Raw genomic sequence first — 22,568 nt, forward strand, 5'->3', positions numbered from 1 at the left:
CTTGGGAGGTCACCCATGTTTCAAACATCTTCCTGGCGGCGCCTGCTGGCGCTGCCCTTGATGCTCGGTGCCTGGCTTGGCCTGGCGCAACCGGCCAGCGCGGTGCAGGTCACCGATGTGCTGGGGCGCACGGTCACGGTCGCGCAAACGCCGCAGCGTATCGTGCTTGGCGAGGGCCGGCTGTTCTTCGCCCTGGCCTTGCTCGACCGCGACAACCCCTTCGGGCGGGTGGTCGGCTGGCAGAACGACATGCGCCTGCTCGACCCGCACACCTATGAGGCGTACGCCAGGCGCTATCCGCAGATCGGCAAACTGCCGTTGATCGGCCAGGCCTCGGAGCAGAGCGTCAGCGCCGAGCAGATCCTGGCCTTGAAGCCGGACCTGGCGGTGTTCAGCATCGCCGGTGAGGGCCCGACCCAGCACAGCCCGGTGGCCGACCTGCTGGCCAAGGCCGGGGTCCCGGTAGTGTTCATCGACTTTCGCGTGCACCCGATCGAGAACACCCGGGTCAGCCTGCGTGCGCTCGGCACACTGCTCGACCGTGAGCAGCAGGCCGAGCAATACCTGAGCCTGTATGACCGGCACCTGAAGCAGGTCATCGACGCGGTGGCCGGGCTGCCCGACAGCCAGCGGCCGAAGGTGTTCCTCGAACTGCTGGCCGGGGTCTGGCAGGCGCCGGGGCACACCACCGGCAAGAGCGGGCTGGGCAGCCTGGTGGCGGCCGTCGGCGGGCATAACATCGGCGCCGATGTGGTCCCCGGTGCAGTGGGCGACGTGAGTGTCGAGTACGTGCTGCAGGCCGACCCCGACGTGTACATCGCCACCGGCAACCGCGCACCGGGTGTGCTGCTGGGGGCCGGCGTGGCCACCGACACCGCGCGCCAGAGCCTGGCGCGGATTACCGCCCGGCCCGAGTTCGCGCCGCTGCGGCCGATCCAGGCCGGGCAGGCTCATGGCTTGTGGCATGACTTCTACAACTCACCGTTCAACATCCTCGCCATCGAAGCCATGGCGCGCTGGATTCACCCTGAGCGCTTCAAGGACCTCGACCCGCAGGCCACCCTGGCCGAGATCAATCGCCTGTTGAACATCGGCCTGGACGGCCAGTACTGGGTCGACGCCCGGTGACCGCGTTGGCGCAGGATGGCGCAGCCCTGGCGGCCGGGCGCTACCGGCGCCTGCTGTGGCGGCGCAGCGGGCTGGTGCTGGGGTTGGCGGCGCTGTTGCTGCTGTCGGTGTTGCTGGACCTGGCCAGTGGTGCCTCGGGCATGGGCCTGGGGCAACTGCTGCACGGACTGCTCGACCCCGCGACCCTGAGCGGCACCGAGCGGGTGATCATCTGGAACGTGCGCCTGCCCTATTCGCTGATGGCGGTGTTGGTGGGGGCTGCGTTGGCCCTGGCCGGGGCCGAGATGCAGGCGATCCTCGACAACCCGCTGGCCAGCCCGTTCACCCTGGGCGTGTCGTCGGCGGCGGCACTCGGCGCGTCGCTGGCCATCGCTTATCCGCTGGGCGTGGCCTGGCTGGCGCCGGGCGTGCAGGTGACGCTGATGGCGTTCGTCTTCGCCTGCCTGTCGGTGGTGTTGCTGCAGGCCATGGCGCGGCTGCGCGGCGCCGGCGTCGAGAGCCTGGTGCTGTTCGGCATTGCCCTGGTGTTCAGCTGCAATGCGCTGGTGTCGCTGCTGCAATTGCTGGCGACCGAGGACGTGCTGCAGCAGCTGGTGTTCTGGACCCTGGGCAGCGTGGCCAGGGCCGACTGGCAGAAGCTCGGCATCCTCGCCTTGGTGCTGGCCGTGTTGTTGCCCTTCTCGCTGCGCGCAGCGCCGGCCATGACCCTGCTGCGCATGGGCGAGGAGCGGGCGCGTAGTTTTGGTGTCGACACTCGGCGCCTGCGTTTTGCCTCGCTGGTGCGCATCAGCCTGCTGTCGGCCACTGCCGTGGCCTTCGTCGGCACCATCGGTTTCGTCGGCCTGGTGGGGCCGCATATCGCCCGTTTGCTGGTGGGCGAGGATCAGCGCTTCCTGCTGCCGGCGAGCGCGCTGGTGGGTGCACTGCTGCTGTCGCTGTCGTCGATTGCCAGCAAGCTGATCCTGCCCGGGGTGATCGTGCCGGTGGGCATCGTCACCGCGCTGGTGGGGGTGCCGGTGTTCGTGGTGCTGGTGTTCCGCCGGGGGAGAAACCTGTGAGCCTGTTGATCGATCAATTGTCGGTGGCGTATGGCGCACGGCAGGTACTGCACCAGGTGACCTTGCCTGAGTTACCGGCCGGCAGCCTGGTGGCGCTGGTGGGGCCGAACGGCGCGGGCAAGTCGACCTTGCTGCGGGCGTTGGCGGGGCTTGAACCTATGCAGGGTTCGCTGACGCTGGACGGTGATCAGGTGACCCGGCTGGGCGTTGCCGAGCGCTCACGGCGGCTGGCTTACATGCCTCAGCAACTGCCCCCGGGGATCGCCCTCGGGGTGCTGGAAAGCATCATCGTCGGTTTGCGCGTGAGCGGGGCCGACAACCCGCTGGGTACGGCGTTCGAGGCGCTGCGCCGGTTGGGTATCGAGCACCTGGCCGAGCAGCCGTTGGCCAGCCTGTCCGGGGGGCAGCGGCAACTGGTGGCCCTGGCCCAGCTGCTGGCGCGCAACCCGCGAGTATTGCTGCTGGATGAGCCCACCAGCGCGCTGGACCTGCATTACCAGTTGCGGGTGATGGATGCGGTGCGTGAGCGGGTTGTCGCCCATCGCTTGTTGGCGGTGGCGGTGCTGCACGATATCAACCTGGCGGCCAGCCATGCCGACTGGCTGGTGGTGCTCAGTGCGGGGCGGGTGGTGGCCTGCGGTGCACCGGAGCAGGTGCTGGTGCCGGGGTTGCTGGCTGAGGTGTATGGCGTCGAGGCGCGGGTGGAGCGCTGTTCGCGGGGGCGTTTGCAGGTGTTGGTGGATCGGGCGTTGGGGTGAGCTGTGCGGGCCCTATCGCGGGGCAAGCCCGCTCCCACGCCATTGTGTGTGCTGGCGTGGGAGCGGGCTTGCCCCGCGATAGGGCCCGAACGGACTACACCGGTGCCTGATCCGGCACCAACCGATCCCGGCTGTTGGACAGGTGCAAACACACCGCCGCCCGCGCGGCGTCCGGGTCCTGGCGGCGGATGGCATTGAGGATCGCCTCGTGCTCCAGGTTGGCCAGGTACGCCTGCCGCGCCAGCCTGGCCCCGGCGCGGTCGGCCTGGGCCAGGCGGTTGCGCGGGATCAGCGCGCTGCCCAGGTGCGCCATCATCTCGCCGAAGTACAGGTTGCCGGTGGCCTCGGCGATCAGCAGGTGGAAGCGCCGGTCGGCCTCGATGCAACTGTCGCCGGCGGCGGCCAGGTCTTGATAGTCGTCCAGGGCCTGGCGCATCTGCGCCAGGTGCCGATCGGTGCGGCGCAAGGCGGCCAGCGCGGCAGCCTGGCCTTCCAGGCCGATGCGCAGCTCCAGCAGGTCACGCACGCTGGCGGCGCTTTCGGCGCCTACCCGCAGGCCGGCCTGGGCCTGGCGTTCGATGACGAAGGTGCCGATGCCGTGGCGCGGCTCCACCAGGCCCGAGGCCTGCAACTTGGACAGGGCTTCACGGACCACGGTGCGGCTGATGCCGTGTTCACGCACCAGAGTGTTTTCCGAGGGCAAGCGGTCGCCGGGCCTGAAGGTGCCCAGCAGGATCTGCTGGGTCAGGCTGGAGACCAGGTCGTGGGCGCGGCTGTGGCCGCGTTTGCGCGGGGTGTCTTGGGTGTCCATGCGGAGCTCGCTGATGCGCCGGCACAAGTGGCTGGCCGATCCGCCGAGCCTAGCAGGCTTGCTTGTACGACAAGTTAAAAAAATGAAAATAATTTACCCCATTAACCAGCCGCCGTTATTTGCGTGTGGGTGACTTGTTTTTATCTTTTCGCTGCTTTTAGGCGTTTTATCTACTTGTATTTTGCTTTTTGCTGCCTGTTTTCGATCTTGTCGTACAACTTTGCGGCGCCTATGATTCGCTCACCTGGATGTCAGACAACAGGGTGTTTGCCCAACGCCTGGACCTCCATCGACCCGCACAAAAACAATTAGTGGGAGATACACCTGTGAACCACACCCTCGATCCGTCCGCCGGGCGCGATGCCGTGCTGAGCAGTGCGGTGGCCAAGGTCAAGCGCCACGTCCTGCCGCTGTTCGTCATCATGTTCATCGTCAACTATCTGGACCGTGTAAATATCGGCTTCGTCCGCCCGCACCTGGAGAGTGACCTGGGTATCAGCGCGGCGGCCTATGGCTTTGGCGCCGGGCTGTTCTTCATCGGTTACGCGCTGTTCGAAGTGCCCTCGAACATGCTGCTGCAGAAGGTCGGCGCGCGCCTGTGGCTGACCCGCATCATGTTCACCTGGGGCCTGGTGGCCACGGCCATGGCCTTCGTGCAGAACGAAACCCAGTTCTACGTGCTGCGCTTTCTGCTGGGGGTCGCCGAGGCCGGGTTCTTCCCCGGGGTGATCTACTACTTCACCCGCTGGCTGCCGGCCGCAGAACGCGGCAAGGCCATCGCCATCTTCCTCAGTGGCTCGGCCGTGGCCTCGTTGATTTCGGGGCCGTTGGCCGGGGCGCTGATGCAGATCCAGGGCATGGGCCTGCACGGCTGGCAATGGATGCTGTTCATCGAAGGCATGGCCTCGGTGGCGCTGTGCTTCTTCGTGTTCTTCTGGCTCGACTCCAAACCCCATGACGCCAAGTGGCTGAGCCGCGAAGAGCAGGACGCGCTGGTGGCGGCCATCGACCAGGAACAGCGTGAGCGCGAGGCGGGCGGGGTGGTCAAGGCGTCGTCCTGGAGCCTGCTCAAGGACCGCCAGATCCTGCTGTTCTGCCTGATCTACTTCTGCATCCAGCTGACCATCTATGCCGCGACCTTCTGGCTGCCGAGCATCATCAAGCGCATGGGCGACCTCAGCGACCTGCAGGTGGGCTTCTTCAACTCCATCCCCTGGCTGATCTCGATCATCGCCATGTACAGCTTCGCTGCCTGCGCCCGGCGCTGGCGCTTCCAGCAGGCCTGGGTGGCGGCGGCGCTGCTGGTGGCGGCTACCGGCATGTTCATGTCCACCACCGGCGGGCCGGTGTTCGCCTTCGTCGCCGTGTGCTTTGCGGCCATCGGTTTCAAGGCGGCCTCGTCGCTGTTCTGGCCAATCCCCCAGGGCTACCTGGATGCACGGATCGCCGCGGCGGTGATCGCCCTGATCAACTCGGTGGGCAACCTCGGCGGCTTCGTCGCCCCCACCACCTTCGGCTTGCTGGAGCAGCAGACGGGGTCGATCCAGGGCGGGTTGTACGCCTTGGCGGTGACCTCGGTAGTGGCCGCCATTGCGGTGTTCTTCGTCCGTACCCGCGCCAAGGGCGCGCCTGCCCAAGACCTCAAGGCCGCCTCGGCCAACTGATTGCGAGAGAGACCTCATGAACATGCACAGCACCCTACAGGTTCAACACGACACCCCGGTAGTCACCGACCTGCGCGTGGTCCCGGTGGCCGGCCACGACAGCATGCTGCTCAACCTCAGCGGCGCCCATGGCCCGTACTTCACCCGCAACGTGGTGATCCTGCGCGACAGTGCCGGCAACACCGGCCTGGGCGAAGTGCCTGGCGGCGAAGCCATTCGCCAGACCCTGGAAGACGCCCGCGCGCTGGTGGTCGGCCAGCCCATCGGCCACTACCAGCGCGTGCTCAACGCCATGCGCCAGACCTTCGCCGGGCGCGATGCCGGCGGGCGTGGCCTGCAGACCTTCGACTTGCGCATCACCGTGCATGCGGTGACTGCCATCGAGTCGGCGCTGCTCGACCTGCTCGGCCAGCACCTGGGCGTGCCCATGGCCGCGCTGCTCGGCGAAGGGCAGCAACGCGAAGCGGTGAAGATGCTCGGCTATCTGTTCTACGTCGGTGACCGCAACCGGACCGACCTGGCCTATCGCAACGAGGCCGACGCCGATGACGACTGGCTGCGCCTGCGCCATGAACAGGCCATGACCCCGGAGGCGGTGGTGCGCCTGGCCGAAGCCGCCAAGGCCCGCTATGGCTTCAACGACTTCAAGCTCAAGGGCGGGGTGCTGCGCGGCGAGGAGGAGATGGAAGCCGTCACCGCACTGGCCGAACGCTTCCCCGAGGCGCGTATCACCCTCGACCCCAACGGTGCCTGGTCGCTGAAAGAGGCCATCGCTTTGTGCCGCGACAAGCACGCTGTGCTGGCCTATGCCGAAGACCCCTGTGGCGCCGAGAACGGCTACTCCGGCCGAGAGGTGATGGCCGAGTTCCGCCGTGCCACCGGCCTGCCCACCGCCACCAACATGATCGCCACCGACTGGCGGCAGATGGGCCATGCGATCCAGTCGCAGGCGGTGGACATCCCCCTGGCCGACCCGCACTTCTGGACCCTGCAGGGCTCGGTGCGGGTGGCGCAGATGTGCCACGACTGGGGCCTGACCTGGGGCTCGCATTCCAACAACCACTTCGATATTTCGCTGGCCATGTTCACCCAGGTGGCCGCCGCCGCGCCGGGCGAGATCACCGCCATCGACACCCACTGGATCTGGCAGGACGGCCAGCGCCTGACCCGCGAGCCACTGCGCATCGTCGACGGCCATGTGCGGGTGCCGGAGCGTCCGGGGTTGGGTGTGCAGCTGGATGAAGATCAGCTGGCCAAGGCCCATGAGTGCTACCGCAACATGGGGCTGGGGGCGCGTGATGACAGCGTGGCGATGCAGTACCTGGTGCCGGGGTGGGCGTTCGACAACAAGCGGCCTTGCCTGGTGCGTTGATTTCTGTGCGGGCCTCATCGCCGGCAAGCCGGCTCCCACAGGGTTTGCGCTGAACCTGTGGGAGCCGGCTTGCCGGCGATGAGGCCAGACATGACCACACAACAGTTCCCTGCTGCCATCCGACACACCGCGTGTCGATCAGGCGTAGGCAGACGCCTGTGCAGCACAGCCCCGGGAGACCGGGGCTTTTTTGTGGGCGCCTGGCCCATGTCGTTTCCAGACAAGCCAATCACGACATCTGACGGGATCGGGCACGGGGTGTCGTGATCGCGAACCTGCGGGACGTTCTCGAACAATTTCCCCGGGCCCCGCGCGGCTTAAATAACTCCCCGGATCGTTCGGTGCGTGGCTCTGCAAAAGCGTGAAGAAGTTCAACAACAGCGCCTGAGCGACGTGTCATTCTTATTGTTTTTCAAGGAGATGCTTTTTCGCCTGTACCTGCCCGTCCCTTCCTTGTGTCAGCAAAAAGAGAACAAGATCAATGAGCACCGTGGGATCTGATGGCAACCTTGCACAAGGTTTCAAGCCGCGTCATGTAACGATGCTGTCCATCGCCGGCATCATCGGCGCCGGGCTTTTCGTAGGTTCCGGGCACGCCATCGCGGCGGCCGGGCCCGCCACCATACTTTCTTATTTCGTCGCCGGCACCCTGGTGGTGCTGGTGATGCGCATGCTCGGCGAAATGGCCGTGGCACACCCCGACACTGGGTCGTTCTCCACCTACGCCGACCAGGCCATCGGCCGCTGGGCCGGCTACACCATCGGCTGGCTGTACTGGTGGTTCTGGGTGCTGGTGATCCCCATCGAGGCCCTGGCCGCGGGGCATGTGCTCAACGCCTGGTTCCCCCAGGTGGACAGCTGGATCTTCGCCCTGGCCTCGGTGCTGCTGCTGGCCTGCACCAACCTGTTCAGCGTGGCCAAGTACGGCGAGTTCGAGTTCTGGTTCGCGATCCTCAAGGTCACGGCGATCCTCGGCTTCATCGGCCTGGGCTTCGCCGCGCTGATGGGCTGGCTGCCCAACCGCGAAGTCAGCGGCTTGAGCACGTTGATGGCCGAGCATGGCGGCTTCACGCCCAAGGGCTGGTCGGCGGTGATCGGCGCCTTCATCACCGTGATGTTCAGCTTCATCGGCACCGAGGCGGTGACCATTGCCGCGTCCGAATCCAGCGACCCTGCGCGCAACATCGCCAAGGCCACCCGCTCGGTGATCTGGCGCATCAGCACCTTCTATATCCTGTCGATCTTCGTGATCATCTCGGTGGTGCCGTGGAACGACCCGCAGCTGGCGGTGGTGGGTTCGTACCAGCGTGCGCTGGAAATCATGAACATCCCCAACGCTGCGTTGATGGTCGATTTCGTGGTGCTGATCGCGGTGACCAGCTGCATGAACTCGTCGATCTACATCGCCTCGCGGATGATGTACTCGCTGGCCAAGCGCGGCGATGCCCCGGCGTTTCTCAAGGAAACCTCCAAGGTGGGCGTGCCGCGTGCGGCGGTGTTCGGCAGCACCCTGATCGGTGCGGCCATCGCCATCCTCAACTACTTCGCACCCAAGGGCGTGTTCGAGTTCCTGCTGGCCAGCTCCGGCGCCATCGCCTTGCTGGTGTACCTGGTGATCGCCATTTCGCAGCTGCGCATGCGTGGCCGCCTGGAGCGTGAAAACGCCAACCTCAAGTTCAAGATGTGGCTGTTCCCATGGCTGACCTGGGCGGTGATCATCTTCATCAGCTGTGCGCTGGGAGTGATGATGTTCACCGAGGAGCACCGGGCCGAGGTGAGCGCAACGCTGGGGCTGGCAATCGTGATTTCGTTCCTGGGGATCGTGACCACGCGGGGGCATGCGCGGGTGGTCGGGGCGCGGTCGATGGGCTGATGGCTTTGTCGTGAACGAGAGGGCGCCACTGGGCGCCCTCTTTGCGTTTTGCAACAGTTTCACCTGCGGGCGCGGGTGAGGGGCGGGGGTAGACTCTGGCGGGTTTTCACTCTTTGCCATGGAGTCGTTGCATGAATATTGAAGTCATGGGCGCGCCTGCGCCCGCTGCCAGGGATGAGCGTTTCGATGAGGTGCTGACACTGATCAAGTCGGCCCGCCAGCGCGCGGTGCAGGCCGTGAACACTCAACTGATCGAGCTCTATTGGCAGGTGGGGGCTTTCATCAGCCACAAACTGGAACGGGCCGAGTGGGGCGATGGGGTGGTCAGCCAGTTGGCAGAACATCTGGCGTTGACTCAGCCAGGCTTGCGGGGGTTCACCCGCGTCAATCTGTTCCGCATGCGGCAGTTTTACGAGGCTTACCGGGGTGACGAAATAGTCTCCCCACTGGTGAGACAATTGCCGTGGAGCCACAACATGATCGTTGTGGGGCAGTGCAAGGGGGCTGAAGAGCGGCTGTTCTACCTGCGCATGGCCATCCAGGAGAAATGGTCCAAGCGTGAACTGGAACGCCAACTCAAGGCCGCGCTGTTCGAGCGCAGCGTGACGCAACCGGCCAAGGCATCGGCCGCGCTCACCCAGGCCCATCCGGCGGCTCTGGAGGTGTTCCGCGATGCCTACATGATCGAGTTCCTCGGCCTGCCGGGCGGGCACGCCGAGGCCGACCTGCACCAGGGGTTGCTCGGCCGCCTCAAGGACTTCCTGGTGGAACTGGGCCGCGACTTCTGCTTCGTCGGCTCGCACTACCCGTTGCAAGTGGGCGGCCGTGACTTCGCCCTCGACCTGTTGTTCTTCCACCGTGGCCTCAACTGCCTGGTGGCCATTGAACTGAAGGTGGGGCGCTTTGAACCCGAGTACCTGGGCAAGCTGGATTTCTATCTCGAATCCCTCGACCGCAACGAACGCAAAGCCCACGAGAACCCCGCCATCGGCGTGCTGCTGTGCGCCAGCAAGGACGATGAGGTGGTCGAGTACGCACTGAACCGCAGCCTGTCCCCTGCGTTGATCGCCGAGTACCAGACCCGCCTGCCGGACAAGGCCCTGCTGCAGGCCAAGCTGCAGGAGTTCTACGCGCTGGATGCCGAGCGCACCGCCTCGATATAGCGGGCGACCGCCGGTGACTTCTCGAAGCGCCGGTGCAACAGGCTCAACCACGAGCTCGCCCGGCAATCCTCCACAGGCCGGTAGTTCACCTGCGGCAAGTTGATCCGCCGCACGACTGATTCCGGCACCAGCGCAACGCCCTGGCCTAGCGATACCAGGGTGATCACCGCCACCAGGCTGCCCGGCTGTGGGCCCAGGCGTGGGACGAAACCACCCTGTGCGGCGACCTCCAGGGTGCCGGAGATCTGCTCGGGGAGGATGAAGGTTTCATTGGCCAGGCGCTTGGCCGGGAGCTGCTTGAGCTCGTTCAGGCGCGAGCCGGCGGGCAGCGCCAGGACGAAGCCTTCTTCATGCAGGGGAATCGCCTCCAGCCCGTCCGGCAGTTCCATCGGCGAGCGTACGTAGGCCAGGTCCAGCTGGCCGTCGAGCACCTGCGTGGGCAGCGCATCCATGGGCGCCTCGCGGATATTCAGATGCACCCCGGGGTGGGCGTCACTGAAGCGGGTCACTTGCTGCTGCAAGGTGCCGGAGTAGGCCGCCGAAGCCACATAGCCCAGCTCGATGCGCCCACTGTCGCCACGTGCGGCGCGCTGCGCGCTGAGTTGCGCGGCGTCGAACTGGCGCACCGCCTGCTCGGCTTCCACCCGCAATGCTTCGCCCGCGGCGGTCAGGCGCACCTCGCGCTGGCTGCGCTGGAACAGCAGCACACCCAGCGCTTTCTCCATGTCCTGGATCTGCCGGCTGAGGGTGGGCGGGGCGATGCCCAGTTGCTCGGCGGCACGGGTGAAGTGGCCGTGGCGAGCGACGCTGAGAAAGTAGCGGAAGTGGCGGATTTCCATGGGGCCTCGTTAGCCGGGGGCTAATGACGCAGGACGTGGCGGCTAACAAGCCCGGCGCCCGGCGGCGTTATGGTGAGGGCAACACTACAAGGCTGGCGTCGCGGCGGCAAAGCCCGATGACCGGCCGAGCCTCAAAGCCATCGCCGGGCATCTCGTGGCCCGCGATGGCGCCCCCTGGAGCCTTGCCATGTCCACCCCCGCCTCTGCGCGTTTCACCCTGTTCACCGCCTCGGCCGTGTGCGCCCTGATCATCCTCGACACCAACATCGTCGCCGTCAGCCTGCCCAGCATCGCCCGCGACCTGTCCGGCTCATTCGCCGACATCGAATGGGTGGTCAGCGCCTACCTGCTGGCCTTCGCCGCCTGCCTGTTGCCCGCCGGCAGCCTGGCCGACCGCTTTGGCCGACGGCGCATGCTGCTGCTTGGGCTGGCACTGTTCGGCCTGGCTTCCCTGGCCTGCGGTGCTGCGCCGAACCTGCTGTGGCTTGACCTAGCCCGCGCCGGCAAAGGCGTGGGCGCCGCGCTGTTGCTCACCGCCGCCTTGGCCGCCATCGGCCACCGCTTCCATGAGCCACAGGAGCGCTTGCGCGCTTGGGCCTTCTGGGGCGCCTGCATGGGCGGGACCATCACCTTCGCACCGCTGCTTGGCGGGCTGATCGCCAGCACCTTGGGCTGGCGCTGGATCTTCTACATCAACTTGCCGCTGGTGGCGGTGCTGGCATTGATGGTACTGCGCAGTGTTGAAGAGTCCCGCGACAGCGCGGCCGCCCGGCTTGATCCGCTGGGCAGCCTGACCTTCGCTGGCAGCCTGGGCTACCTGATCTGGGCGTTGATCGACGCCAACCGGGTCGGCTGGGACAGCGCGCCTACCTTGGGGCGGTTGGTGATTGCAGCCTTTTTGTTTGGCCTGTTCGTGATGGTAGAGCGCAGCCAGGCTCGGCCTATGATCGATCTGCAATTGATGCGCAGCGGGCGGTTCATCGGCGCCTTGTTGGGCATGTTCGCTTACGCCGCTTGTGCCCAGGTGATGATGACCTTGTTGCCGCTGTACCTGCAGAACGGGTTGCAACTGTCGGCGCTTGAAGCGGGGGCGGGGATGTTGCCGTTTGCCGTCGCGATGCTGCTTACGCCGCGGTTGGGGATGCGCCTGGCGGCGAGGTTGAGTGCGGCGCAGGTGTTTGCGTTGGGGTTGGTGTTGGTGGGGGTGGGGAACCTGGCTTGTGCCTGGGCGGTTGGGGAGGGGGGGTATGGGGCTTTTGCCCTGGCCAGCTTGGTGCTGGGGGCGGGGGCAGGGTTGCTTAATGGTGATACGCAGAAAAACATCATGGCTTGCGTGCCACGTGAGCGGACTGGGATGGCATCGGGGTTGAGTACTACTACACGGTTTGGGGCGATTGTGCTGGCGATTGGGATTCTTGGTGGGGTGCTGGCGGCGCGTAGTGGGCAGTTGTTGCGTGAGGCCATGGCTGGGGTGGCGCCGGAGGCGTTGGGGAAGGTTGGGGAGATGGCGACGCGGGTGGCGGCGGGGGATTTGCAGGCGGCGTTGGCGATGCTTGAGCCGGGGGTGCGTGAGGTGGCGGCGCCGCTGGCGCGGGGGGCGTTTGTGGGTGGGTTTGAGGCGGTGTTGCTGGTTGCTGGGTGGGCGGGGTTGGGGTTTGCAGTGATTGTGGGGGTGTTGCTTGGTAGGCCGCTACCGAGTGTGGCTGTGAGATTGGCTGCAGAGTGAACTGAGGGGGCGGACCGTTCGGAGTCGTTGTCATCTTTGATGACGACTTAGGCCCGACTTAGTCCCAACTTGGTCCCGAGAGATGCCCGTTTTCCACTTGAGATCCGTGAGGAACTCTCGGTAAGTGAATTTTGACTTATTGAGTCGGCGCCGGGGTAATTTGAACTAGGTTAGTAACATTTTGATTAATCGTGAAAATTCCGGTTTATATTTTGAGCTGGAATACCGATTGGAATACTGCGAAAAGTATACTTGGCCTACCGATGGACAGATCGGTCGCCAGTTGTCGGGCGACCCCTGTTCCAAGCACAGCGGGACTGTCAGTTTTTTTGTGTTCGGGCCGGTAATGGCCTGCCGCTAGGCAGGCCCTGATTTTCACCAGGCAGGCCTGATGAACCGATCTCCGTACAGAATCGCAAATTGATTCATCGCGCTTTTCCAGTCATGGGCCGGTTTTCCCCAATTGGCTGTTATGTTGCGCAATCCCAGCCAAATCAGTTTGGTCGCTGCATCATCATTCGGGAAATGCCCGCGAGTCTTGATCACCTTACGTAGCTGGGCGTTGATGCTCTCAATGGCGTTGGTGGTGTAAATCACCTTCCTAATGGCCGGAGGGAAGACGAAAAATGGAATCACTCGATCCCAGGCGCGCCTCCAAGCAGCCACCACCGTCGGATATTTCTCGCCCCATGGCCCGTTCTCAAACTCATCGAGTGCTTGCTCAGCCGCTTCGGCATTGATGGCTTGGTAAATCGGTTTCAGCTCCTTTGCCAGAGCTCGCCGCTTGTCCCAGGCTGCGAAGTCCAGGCTGTTGCGGATCAGGTGCACAATGCACGTCTGCAACGTCGTTTCTGGAAACACGGCACTGAGGGCCTCCGGCATGCCTTTGAGGCCATCGGTCACGGCAATCAGAACATCCTCGACGCCACGTGTCTTGAGATCGTTAAACACCTTCATCCAGAACTTTGCACCCTCAGTGTTCTCGATCCAGATGCCCAAGATATCGCGCGTCCCATCGGGGAGAACGCCCAATGCCAAGTAAATGGCCTTGTTGCGCACCAAGCCTTCTTCGCGAATCTTCACTCGCAGTGCATCAAAGAAAATGACCGGGTACATCGGCTCCAGTGGCCGCTGTTGCCACGCGCCAATCTCTTCCATGACCTCGTCTGTCACCGAGCTGATGAAATCGGGTGAAACGTCGGTTCCATACTGCTCGGACAGGAAGGCCCGGATCTCTCTGACCGTCATTCCACGGGCGTACATGGCGATGATTTTGTCATCGAATCCGGTGTAACGGCGCTCATGCTTGGGGATCAGGATGGGCGAAAAACTGCCGTTACGGTCCCGAGGGATATCCAGCCGTAGCGGGCCATCGCCTGTCAGTACAGTCTTGCCACTCGTGCCATTGCGCTGGTTGGTCTCATCCTCTGGGCGCTGCGCGCCCGGTGGATAGCCCAGGTGATGACCAAGTTCGGCGTTCAGGGCTCGCTCGATCAGTGCTTTCTTGAAGGCGGCAGAGGCCTCTTCGATAGCCTCTGCGGTCATCAGTGGGGTCGCGGAAAACTGTTCAAGCAGCTCTTTCGGGACCTTCGGTAACTCTCGAAGCGGTTTCTTTTTGGTTGGCATACATGCACCTCTTACTCATGGTATGCCCGAACACAAAATTTCTGACACCCTCAGCACAGCCACTGAGCTGAAGCACTAAGCGTGCCGAGCAGGTTGACGCAGTCTCGCAGTTTATTTCGGTTGACGCTGCGAGGAGCTAAGTATTAGTACTTCATCAACCACGGCTGCAGTTCCTGGAGGTTGCTCACCACCAGTTGCTGGGCCTCAGGCAGTATTGCCATGTTGCGATGGTCGATCTGATACCGCTGCAGCACATACTTCACCAGTGCCCGGCGGCTGGAGACCACCAATTGTCCCTGCGTCATTCCGAAGTCGGTTTCGATAATTGCCTTCTGCGCCGCGTTCAACCGCCAATCAGGCTCGAAGATGATTGGCACCTCTATATTCCAATCTTCGTCCTGCTCGCGGGTGTTTGGCGACGCGTCCAGCAAGTCTGGCTGCCCCCGCAGGCGGCTTAGGACAAAGTCCCGGTACTGGCCGTTCTTTTCGCAGTAGGCCCGCACGTGCCAGCGCATTCCCGTGTACACCAGTGTGTGCGGTGCGATCAGGCGCACTTCGACGTTGGGCGTGTTGAAGGACACGTATTCGGTTTCCAGACGCAGGCCTTCACGGCAGGCCTTGAGCAAGGGGCGCAGCACCTCTGGTCGAATGGGGCGATCAGGCACTTCCAGCACCCGGGTGTGCGCATAAGCCAGTGCCAGCCCGTCGATGTGCGGGGCGCGCTCATTGTTCTGGTACAGCAGGTGCAAGTAGGCGCTAGCGCTGTTGTCGATGAACAGCGGCTCGAACTGCTCGCTCGGTACATAGCCCTTGATCTGCTTGTCATACGTCAAGTTTTTGGGCGCATGTTCGGTGATGTAGGTATTGATGTCCTTCGACGCCTGCTGGCGGCTGATGCCAAAGCTCTGCATCAGGTGGCCCGTCGTCAGCCGGCCCTCCCACCAGGTAACGGTTTCGATTAGGCGATAGCGAAGTGCCAGGTCCCAACGTACCTGCTCGATGGATTGCTTGCGTTTCATACCCTCTCCATGTGCGCGATTACTTTACCTGTATAAGTCTACATTATGGACATGTAATTTTGCATTACATATCTTTGGCTGGTCTTCGGAATACATCGAGGGCAGCAAAGGATATGAGCATGACTGTTCCGGAAGTGGTTGCGACGGGTGCATTGGTAGCGATGGGGGTCATCCTGCTGGTGCTGATTCACCAAGGGTTGAAGCTCGGCGAACTTGGGAAAAAGGTGGAGCATTGCCAGCGGGATTTGCGCTGGTTGCAGATTTGGGAGATGGAGAACCGTGAGCTGCGCTCTGCGTTGCGGGCGGAGCGGGAGCATGTTGCGCAGTTGCGGCGAAAGGTGGAGCTGCTGCAGGGGTTGGTACCGGTTGTGGAGTAATGGGGAGAGCAACGATCTATGCGTGCAAAGCTGGCCGCTGTATTTTGCGGCAGGCGCTTGAAGCGGGTCAGTTCTACCTTATGATGTTGTATCGATGAAAGGCACCGGCGCCCTGCGCTCAGTGCCTTTCTCACCTAACGGCGTATCCGAAGTCGAAGAAACTCTTCAGGTTCTGCGCCCTTGCTGAGCGCTTCATCAACGCTTTGCAAGGCATTTTGAGCCGCCTGCTTGAGTTTTTGACGAAGGGCTTCGCATTCAACTACTAACTGCTCAAGTCCCGAGATGTCAAACATCTGTTCTGATATCGGGAAGGCCCTTTCGATACGATCATGCAAGGGCGTGCCGCCAATTTCCAGCGCGTCCATTTTGAAGTCGTTGAATTCCTTCTTACGGCCTTTCAATTGCGCAATATCAGTTTTGATCGCGCGCTTGTAGGCATCGAATACTGCGTCGAGCTTAATGGACGTTTTCCCTACCACGTCCACTTTTCGGTTAATAGACCGGAGAAACTTTTCAAACGTCCGCCCTGTGGTTGGGTAGGTTCTTTGGCGCGCAGTGGATGAGTAGGCGCACATACCCGCGTACTCGATACCCGCGAACTCAAGGTCGTCGGCTACCTGCTCCATGATCTGCTCGATATCGTCCTCAGACTTAACATCAGCCTTGTTCAGCACGATGTACAACGCGTCTCCACGGAAGGGTGTGGACTCGATGAACTCAATATCGGACTGGTCGATGGTCCCGGCGGGATCAAGGCCGATGACCCATACCAGCGCAGTTGCCTGATTGACTAGAGAGGCTGCGGTGCTCCGATCAGCAGCTGAGGCACCACCCGATGTACCGGGATTGTAGCCCGGTGTATCAATGATGCACAGGTTGCCGAACAGCTGCGGATCCATGGGCACCTTGACGCTGATGAAAGGTAGGATGCGGCGAAGATCGAAGCCGAAGGCTTTGACGTATTCGTGGGACATGGATGCATACAGGCTTGGCTCCAGGTCGATGGCGCCGCCGTTGTACGAATAGCCTTTGATCTTGGTTTCTTCAGAGCACACGACATAGCTGGGTACTACGGTCACTGGGTTGATGCCGGTCGCCAGGCGCACGCTCGAGTCTTTGATGAAGCTGTTGATGAACGCAGACTTGCCGCTGCTGAAGCCTCCCGCAATGCTCAGGATGGTTTTGCCCGCAATGCTTGGGAAGTTGTTCAGCATGCGCAGTTCGGCGAGAATCGCCTGCATGTCGAGCACGGCTTGGGCTTCGCCTGCCAGCGACGACTCACGGGCTGCGAACGCCATGTAATCGTGGTTGATCAGCTCGGCGAATCGGTCCAGCTCCTCATTGACGGGAGGCTGCTGAGCTAGAACCCTACTTACCAGGGAAAACTTTTCAGTGAGCGACAGGTGTTGCTGGTTAATGTCTGCGTAGTGGTTTTCGAGGTGCTGTTTGGACGCCTTCAGTTCCTCTGTGAAGCTCTCCAGCAATTCGACATTCTGCTCTTGGGCCGACAGTTGGGCTTTGTGTTCATCCAGATAGGTCTCAAGCTCACTGATTCGCGCAAGGGTCTGCCCCCTGCGCTCTTCCAGCTCTGCAACATTGGCCTGTTCAGTATGCAACTGGGTCGACAATGACGCATTGTGCTCCACAAGCTCGCAGATGTGTGAGGTCTGCCCGGCACATTGGTCGGTCAGCGACAGGTTGGCCTCATTCACCTGTTCGAGATGCTTCTGGGTCTCGGCCATCCTGCGCTCTAGGTCCGCAAAGTCTTCCTCTTTGGCCGTCAACTCTCGGTTGAGCTCGGCCAGCCGCCTTTCAAGATTGGCGATCTCATCAACGACCTGGGCCTCTCGCTGTGCCAGATCTTCAGCCTCGGCCGTCTTCGCTTGCAGCTCATCAGTGAGCGCCTGTCTGCGTGTCTGCAGAGCGCTGATCTGTTCTGCCTGTTCCGCGCACTGAGCGGTCAACGATTGTTTGAGGCTTTCGAGCGCTTCGAGCTGCTTACGGACATCGGCCAGCGTTTGCTCAAGGTCGAGGATGTGCTGTTCTTTGTCGGCCAGCAGTTGTTTGTGCGCTGCTAGGTCTTGCTCCAGGCCGCTGATTGTAGCCAGTGCTTGTGCCTGGCGCTCTTCGAGCTCCTTGGTGTAGACCTTGGCTTGTGCCAGCGCGAGCATTGCCTTCTGTAGCTTGGCGCTTTCCTGCTCGAGCGCCCTGGTGCTAGAGACGAGCTTGCCTGTCTCGGCCTGTAGCGCTTCAGTGAGCGCGTCATTGCGCTGATTCAGGTCGTGAATGCTGTCCCTCTGGCTTGCAGATAGCCTGGACAGCGCCTGATGGCTGCTGAACAACGTGTCTAGCTGGCGTTGGGCATCTTCAAGATAGCCTTGAAGTTCCAACGCCAGTTTTTTGCGTTTGAATTGCCAGAATCGAGCGAGCGACTCCACGGCTGGTTGCGCCCGTTCATTGATGTGTGGCGGGTTGCTCACAGGGTTACCTCTTCAGCCTTGCGTATCATGCGTTCAAGCCGATCGATCGTTTGGGCGGCATTGTCGACCTGCGCTTTGAGGACATTGATCCGGTGCTGTACTTCATCAACGAAGGTGCCAGAGATCGTGCCAGGTGTATTACGCTCTACCTGCTTGAGGAATGAGCTGATCTTTGTTTTGACCTTGCTGCCGAGCGAGCCAACAAAATCATCTGCGGCATCTTTGAACTGCTCAGCTTCGTATCCCTTGAGGGTGCCTTTGCTTTTCAGGTCGTCAGGTAGGGGGATGTCCAAGTCGAAGTCGTCTTTTGGAATGGACTGGATGATGGACAGGATGGCGAGTTTGATCATCTGTGGATTGGCATCGTGCTCCAGAACGCCACGGATTTTCGGCGTCAGTGCTCTGGCTAGCGCTTCATTCAAGCCTTGGTGGGAATGGCTTACTGTGGCGCTCAATTCGTCCTGAACATCAGTCATGTAGTCTTTGAGCGTGGATACAACCTGGCTGCTGATGATCTTTGCGCGGACTTCGGTTTTTTCCGTTGTACCGCCAACCCCCAGCTTGCGCGCGAGCCAACCCAAGGCGCCGTCATTATCGACGGTATAGGTATGGCTGTAGGAGCCTTCGGCATCATCGATAGCCAACTTCGTCTCTCGAAGCAGTTGGGAAGCCTTCTTACGCATGCCTTCACGCAGGTTCTGGCGATAGTCGTCCATGGTGAACTTGAAACTGCCATCCAGCTCCAAGGCGAGATCCAGTCGCTTTGACTCCAATGACGCAAGTTGCTCGTTAAGTTCGCCGACGTTAGTACTTTTGATCTGCAACACTTGGTTTTTTGCAAGCATGATGATGTATTGCTTGAACTCATCAAGGCTCTTCTGCTTGGTCGCCAGGCGGTTGTTGATTATGTCAGTGGTGATCTTGGCTTTTTCAGTACGGACCTCTGCAAGGACGGCCTCGACCGCATGGATATTGGCCAAACTTTCCAGGCTGCCCAGGGTCAGTTCCCGATTGTCGCGGGAGAAGTAATCTGGGTAATCGATGCTCAGGTTTTCCCACGTCACCTGCTCATTCGAGTCCCAGCTTTCGGGTGCGTCGAGGCGGCGATTGAGGCTGTGGCACAAGCCCGAGCTGTGCAGGAGGTTGTGGTGCACCGAACTGATCAGTTTGTCGAACACCGAACCCACTTCGGGGCTGCTCTGCTTCATGTCCGACAGGGTACTTTGTGCCCGCGCAGAAAGCTGGGTGCGAATGGCTTCCACGGCATCGCTCAGGCGAGCGCGCTTTTCACTGCCATAGAGCTGTGTATCAATTTGGCTGGCCACTAGCACCAGCTTCTGAATGCCTTCTTTTTTAGTGATTCGGCCCATAACCTCCAGGTCTTGCTCATTGAGAAACTGGCCGGCTGGGCTGACGATGAAGACTACATCGCACGTCTTCAGCAGCTCGACCGTTCGCTCCTCGCGTGACTGTACCGGGTCGTTCATGCCAGGCGTGTCGATGATGCAGATATCCCGCAGCTCTTCCAGCGGCATGAAGACATGCACCGTCTTGGTGAACGGCATGTAAGTGCCGTTGGCTCCGACGTAATCGTGCAACCGCTGCGCCAGCTCCTTTGGGTTGCTGGCGCTGATTTCGCTTTGCGACTGTAGCGTTTTGCTATTGATGCCGGAGGCCGTCATGCGCTTGAACTGGTCGTTGGCTGCAAACAAGCCTTCTTCTCGCTGCAACTCAGTTAGCGCCCGTTTCTCTGCCATCTGTGTCAGTTGTTGCATGTCGATCGGCGTGCCCGGCGTTTGGGCGCTGCGCCGTTTCACCAGTTCTTCGAGGCAGGCATCCTTGCGCGTTGCGAGCCGCTGTTCGTACTGGTCGGACTTGAACTTGATCGACTTTATGTCAGCTTCACTGTAGAACTCGACCTTGGCGTGGAACACTTCTCCCCAGGTGATCGTGGTCAGCGCCGCCGTCATAGGCGTAGCGGCCTTTGGCAGGATCGGCTCACCGTCGAAGATCAGGGCATTGAGCAAGGATGATTTGCCAGCCTTGACGCGGCCGACGATACCAATGTTCATCAGCCGATTCTGGTCCTGCAATACTTGAAAGGACTGGGCAAGCTGTTGCGGTTCGTCGATGGCGTTCATGCGCTTGAACTGCTCGATTTCTCGCCCAAAAAGGTCCTGACTGCTCCCTGCCAGTGCATAAAGGCTTTCGCTGAACTCAACGAGTTTTTGGTAGTTCATCGGGTTGTCCGCCTTACTTGTACAGGTGTTCGTTTGCAGCCGCTTTCACGGTGCTGGCCAGGTTCTCCAAGGCTGCGGTATTCTGACCGATCTCGGCTTCGCGCTGCAGGTTTTCCTCAGCAATGGTGTCGACGACGTGCTTCTGTTTAGTGATCTGCTCTTCGAAACCGTCTCCAATCTTCTTCAGCATGGCGTTGAGTTGCTCATCAATGATCGACGGGATTTTCCCGCGCAGCTCGGCCTTGATATTCGGGAACACTTCACCGGTGAGTTTCTGGCGGAACTTCTCGCGCTCATTGCCTCCACCGTTGAGCATCCTTAGGATTTCCGGCAGGAAGATGATCGCCAGCTCGACCAACGGGTTGACCACCGATGTGGTCACGGCAAGCACGGTGGAAAGGCTGCGATAAAGCGCGACCCCTCCGGGTTTGTCGGCTTCGGCACGCGCACTCAGTCGCGTGGACCAGTCACTGAGCAGTTCGGTAGTGCGCTCCAGCGACACCTTGACCTTACCCGTCAGCTCTTCGCTCCAGTTGCCATTGATGTCCAACACGGCCATTTGGCCATTGGTAGCGTTCAAGTTGCTGGCAATGCGGTCCACCATATTGCTGGAGATATCCTGCACTTCAGATTTGATAGTGCTGGCTAGGGTGCATCGGATGATGTCGGAGATCGCGTTCGACATGGCTCCTGGGTTTTTGCTGCTACCCAGCGTCACGAGCTCTTCCAAGGCGTTATTCAGGGCGTTATCGAGGCTGCGCAGGCTTCGGTCGAGCATTTTCCCGGAGTAGCGATCCTTGAGGTCCGACTCTACATCCTTACGCTGCTCCAGCAATTTTTGCAGGGCTTGTTCAAGCGCCCGGGCAGCTTGCTCGCTTTCAGCCTTGTCTTTCTTCAACAGACTGAGCGCCAGATTTATTTGTGCCAGAATCTCGAAGTTCTGGTCTTTGAGAATATCGATGAACAGACGGGAGAACAGCGCGTCAGGCTGCAAGGCACTCAGCGCATTTTGCAGCGCTTCGCCATCGTGGTTGCCGACGGTGAGGCTACGGTGGTGATCACCGAAATACACACCCAGCTGGTCATCGACATACGCCTGCACTTCCTCCACCTGATCGGCAGCGCGCAGGTTGCATTTGCTGAGCAGGAAGGTGAAATCGGTGTTGTAGGTTTTCAGTTCGTCGAGCTTGCGCAGCATTGACTGGGTGATATTGCCGTCTTCGATGCTGGTCAGCACGACGAAGTGCACACCCCGTGGCAGGTAGTAAGCGATCGCCTTGTTGTGGTTTTCCAGCGAAGAGCCGAACCCTGGCATGTCGACCAAAACTAGCGGTGCAATGGCTTTCAAGGCATCGCTGTCCAGGTAAAGGCGCAAGTGAGAGAACTCGCTGGAGCGACGGTTGATCGAGCTCAGCGCTTCGACGGGCAGGCGCTCCTGAGCGCCGTCGGGCTTGATGGCCAGCAAGTAAGGTTCGCTTGCGTAACGCAGCTCGGTTGCCAGCTCGGTCTCTGGTGCGATACCAACGGGCAGTACTTGTTGACCCATCAATGCGTTTAACAGTGAGCTTTTGCCCGCGCTGAATGCACCGATTACCGGCACCACCAGCTCGGTCTCCATCACTTTAGGCAGCAAGGTTTGGTCGAAGGTGAAGGCCTGACCCTCGAGCAACCCCTGCATTTTTTTCAAGTACGAGGCAAAGGCTTTCTGGCTTTCGAGCATGGTGATAATCCTTTAAGTGCTGGGCTTGTTCGGAAGAGCAGGGCTAGCGCAAGGCGCTTAATGCTTGCGGATGTTCAGATGTCGGGCGGCTTTTGCCAGCAGGCTGGCAATGGCGCCGGCCCGAGATACTTTCAGTTTGGGATTGCCACATTTAGGGCAGCTGTGATGCCAGTCTCCAGGGCCCAGCGCGTCGCTAGCTGGGGCTACTGTCATGCTCCAGTTGCATTGATCACAGTGGAAGGTCATGGGACACGGAGGGATAGGCATTCACACGTCCTGTATGAGTCAGAGTGGGCGCATGATGGCACTCTGATTTCTCTTCGTAAACTGTCAATAAAACGCACTGTTTTGAGTTGAAACATGGGCTGAGAGCGGCTTTTTTGACGAGTTTCCCTAGATTATATGAGCGGATGATTTACCTGTTTATTTAGCCAGCTTTTGACTGGGCTCGTTGTTGTTGAGATTTGAAGTCACCGAAGGTGAGCTTTGCGACCCGCGCCCGCCTGGTCCTGAGTCGCCTCTGTTTATGTCTGCGACCGAGGAGCGCAAGCGGTGGCTCGAGGGCAATACATCGTCGTTTATGAGGAGATTGACGACGGTACCTGTTCGACCTCCCGAGGCAGTAGTCCATTAGTCGTTGCGAGCTTTACGACGGTTGCGGCTCAGGCTAAGGTGCTGGCATAAGGACATTATTCTCTACCATTTTGTCCACGG

At 61.1% G+C, this 22,568-nt stretch carries 15 protein-coding genes and 1 pseudogene; 9 read left to right on the forward strand and 7 right to left on the reverse strand.

Features of this window, described 5'->3' with window-relative positions:
* Positions 1-15: 15 nt before the first annotated feature.
* Genes EJA05_RS03590 through EJA05_RS03600 form a run of 3 tightly spaced genes read left to right on the forward strand, consistent with a single transcriptional unit; the run spans position 16 to position 2,944 of the window.
* Positions 16-1,128 (forward strand): ABC transporter substrate-binding protein, encoded by a 1,113-nt coding sequence (locus EJA05_RS03590; RefSeq protein WP_125857338.1) that lies wholly within the window; start codon positions 16-18, stop codon positions 1,126-1,128.
* Complete coding sequence (locus EJA05_RS03595) at positions 1,125-2,186, forward strand: FecCD family ABC transporter permease (protein ID WP_125857340.1); 1,062 nt, start codon at positions 1,125-1,127, stop codon at positions 2,184-2,186. Before EJA05_RS03590 ends, EJA05_RS03595 begins: the two co-directional genes overlap by 4 nt.
* A complete protein-coding gene (locus EJA05_RS03600; RefSeq protein WP_125857341.1) occupies positions 2,183-2,944 on the forward strand; it encodes an ABC transporter ATP-binding protein in 762 nt (253 codons plus the stop codon). The genes EJA05_RS03595 and EJA05_RS03600 overlap by 4 nt, the downstream gene beginning before the upstream one ends.
* A gap of 94 nt (positions 2,945-3,038) precedes the next feature.
* Here EJA05_RS03600 and EJA05_RS03605 read toward each other — a convergent pair whose 3' ends face one another.
* Entirely contained in the window at positions 3,039-3,755 is a 717-nt protein-coding gene (locus EJA05_RS03605) for a FadR/GntR family transcriptional regulator (protein WP_125857343.1), read from the reverse strand.
* A 326-nt stretch (positions 3,756-4,081) separates the two neighbouring features.
* On the opposite strand from EJA05_RS03605, the gene EJA05_RS03610 reads away from it, so the two are divergent.
* From EJA05_RS03610 to EJA05_RS03625, 4 genes are all read left to right on the forward strand, one after another.
* Positions 4,082-5,419, forward strand: coding sequence for an MFS transporter (locus EJA05_RS03610; protein ID WP_125857345.1), 1,338 nt, complete (start codon positions 4,082-4,084; stop codon positions 5,417-5,419).
* Positions 5,420-5,441: 22 nt separating this feature from the next.
* On the forward strand, positions 5,442-6,791 hold the full coding sequence (gudD, locus tag EJA05_RS03615; RefSeq protein ID WP_125861241.1) for a glucarate dehydratase: 1,350 nt from the start codon (positions 5,442-5,444) through the stop codon (positions 6,789-6,791).
* Positions 6,792-7,272: 481 nt separating this feature from the next.
* Positions 7,273-8,664, forward strand: a complete 1,392-nt coding sequence (gene gabP / locus EJA05_RS03620; RefSeq protein WP_125857347.1) for a GABA permease — start codon at positions 7,273-7,275, stop codon at positions 8,662-8,664.
* Between the two features lie 131 nt (positions 8,665-8,795).
* The gene (locus EJA05_RS03625) at positions 8,796-9,827 is read left to right on the forward strand and encodes a PDDEXK nuclease domain-containing protein (protein WP_223811886.1); all 1,032 of its coding nucleotides are present in this window, start codon (positions 8,796-8,798) and stop codon (positions 9,825-9,827) included.
* Here EJA05_RS03625 and EJA05_RS03630 read toward each other — a convergent pair.
* Positions 9,791-10,666 carry a LysR family transcriptional regulator gene (locus EJA05_RS03630; RefSeq protein ID WP_125462521.1) on the reverse strand — a complete coding sequence of 292 codons (876 nt, stop codon included), beginning with the start codon at positions 10,664-10,666 and terminating at the stop codon, positions 9,791-9,793. The genes EJA05_RS03625 and EJA05_RS03630 overlap by 37 nt on opposite strands.
* A 118-nt stretch (positions 10,667-10,784) precedes the next feature.
* Between EJA05_RS03630 and EJA05_RS03635 the strand changes: the two are divergent.
* Positions 10,785-12,392 (forward strand): annotated as a pseudogene (locus EJA05_RS03635) (MFS transporter); the annotation flags it as partial.
* Between the two features lie 375 nt (positions 12,393-12,767).
* On the opposite strand, the gene EJA05_RS03640 reads toward EJA05_RS03635, so the two are convergent.
* Together EJA05_RS03640 and EJA05_RS03645 are read right to left on the reverse strand one after the other, a co-directional pair.
* A complete protein-coding gene (locus EJA05_RS03640; RefSeq protein WP_125857349.1) occupies positions 12,768-14,018 on the reverse strand; it encodes an IS256 family transposase in 1,251 nt (416 codons plus the stop codon).
* Between the two features lie 143 nt (positions 14,019-14,161).
* Positions 14,162-15,037, reverse strand: a complete 876-nt coding sequence (locus tag EJA05_RS03645; RefSeq protein WP_125857351.1) for a WYL domain-containing protein — start codon at positions 15,035-15,037, stop codon at positions 14,162-14,164.
* Positions 15,038-15,156: 119 nt separating this feature from the next.
* Here EJA05_RS03645 and EJA05_RS03650 point away from each other — a divergent pair, with 119 nt between their 5' ends.
* Positions 15,157-15,414, forward strand: a complete 258-nt coding sequence (locus tag EJA05_RS03650) for a hypothetical protein (RefSeq protein WP_125857352.1) — start codon at positions 15,157-15,159, stop codon at positions 15,412-15,414.
* Positions 15,415-15,548: 134 nt separating this feature from the next.
* Here EJA05_RS03650 and EJA05_RS03655 read toward each other — a convergent pair whose 3' ends face one another.
* From EJA05_RS03655 to EJA05_RS03665, 3 genes are read right to left on the reverse strand one after another with little or no spacing between them, the layout of a single operon-like run.
* Positions 15,549-17,894 carry a dynamin family protein gene (locus tag EJA05_RS03655; protein ID WP_125857354.1) on the reverse strand — a complete coding sequence of 782 codons (2,346 nt, stop codon included), beginning with the start codon at positions 17,892-17,894 and terminating at the stop codon, positions 15,549-15,551.
* Positions 17,891-20,134, reverse strand: a complete 2,244-nt coding sequence (locus tag EJA05_RS03660; RefSeq protein ID WP_125857356.1) for a dynamin family protein — start codon at positions 20,132-20,134, stop codon at positions 17,891-17,893. The genes EJA05_RS03655 and EJA05_RS03660 overlap by 4 nt, the downstream gene beginning before the upstream one ends.
* A gap of 13 nt (positions 20,135-20,147) precedes the next feature.
* On the reverse strand, positions 20,148-21,854 hold the full coding sequence (locus EJA05_RS03665) for a dynamin family protein (protein ID WP_125857358.1): 1,707 nt from the start codon (positions 21,852-21,854) through the stop codon (positions 20,148-20,150).
* Positions 21,855-22,568 lie beyond the last annotated feature (714 nt).

This window comes from Pseudomonas oryziphila (genome assembly GCF_003940825.1).
Lineage (GTDB): Bacteria > Pseudomonadota > Gammaproteobacteria > Pseudomonadales > Pseudomonadaceae > Aquipseudomonas > Aquipseudomonas sichuanensis.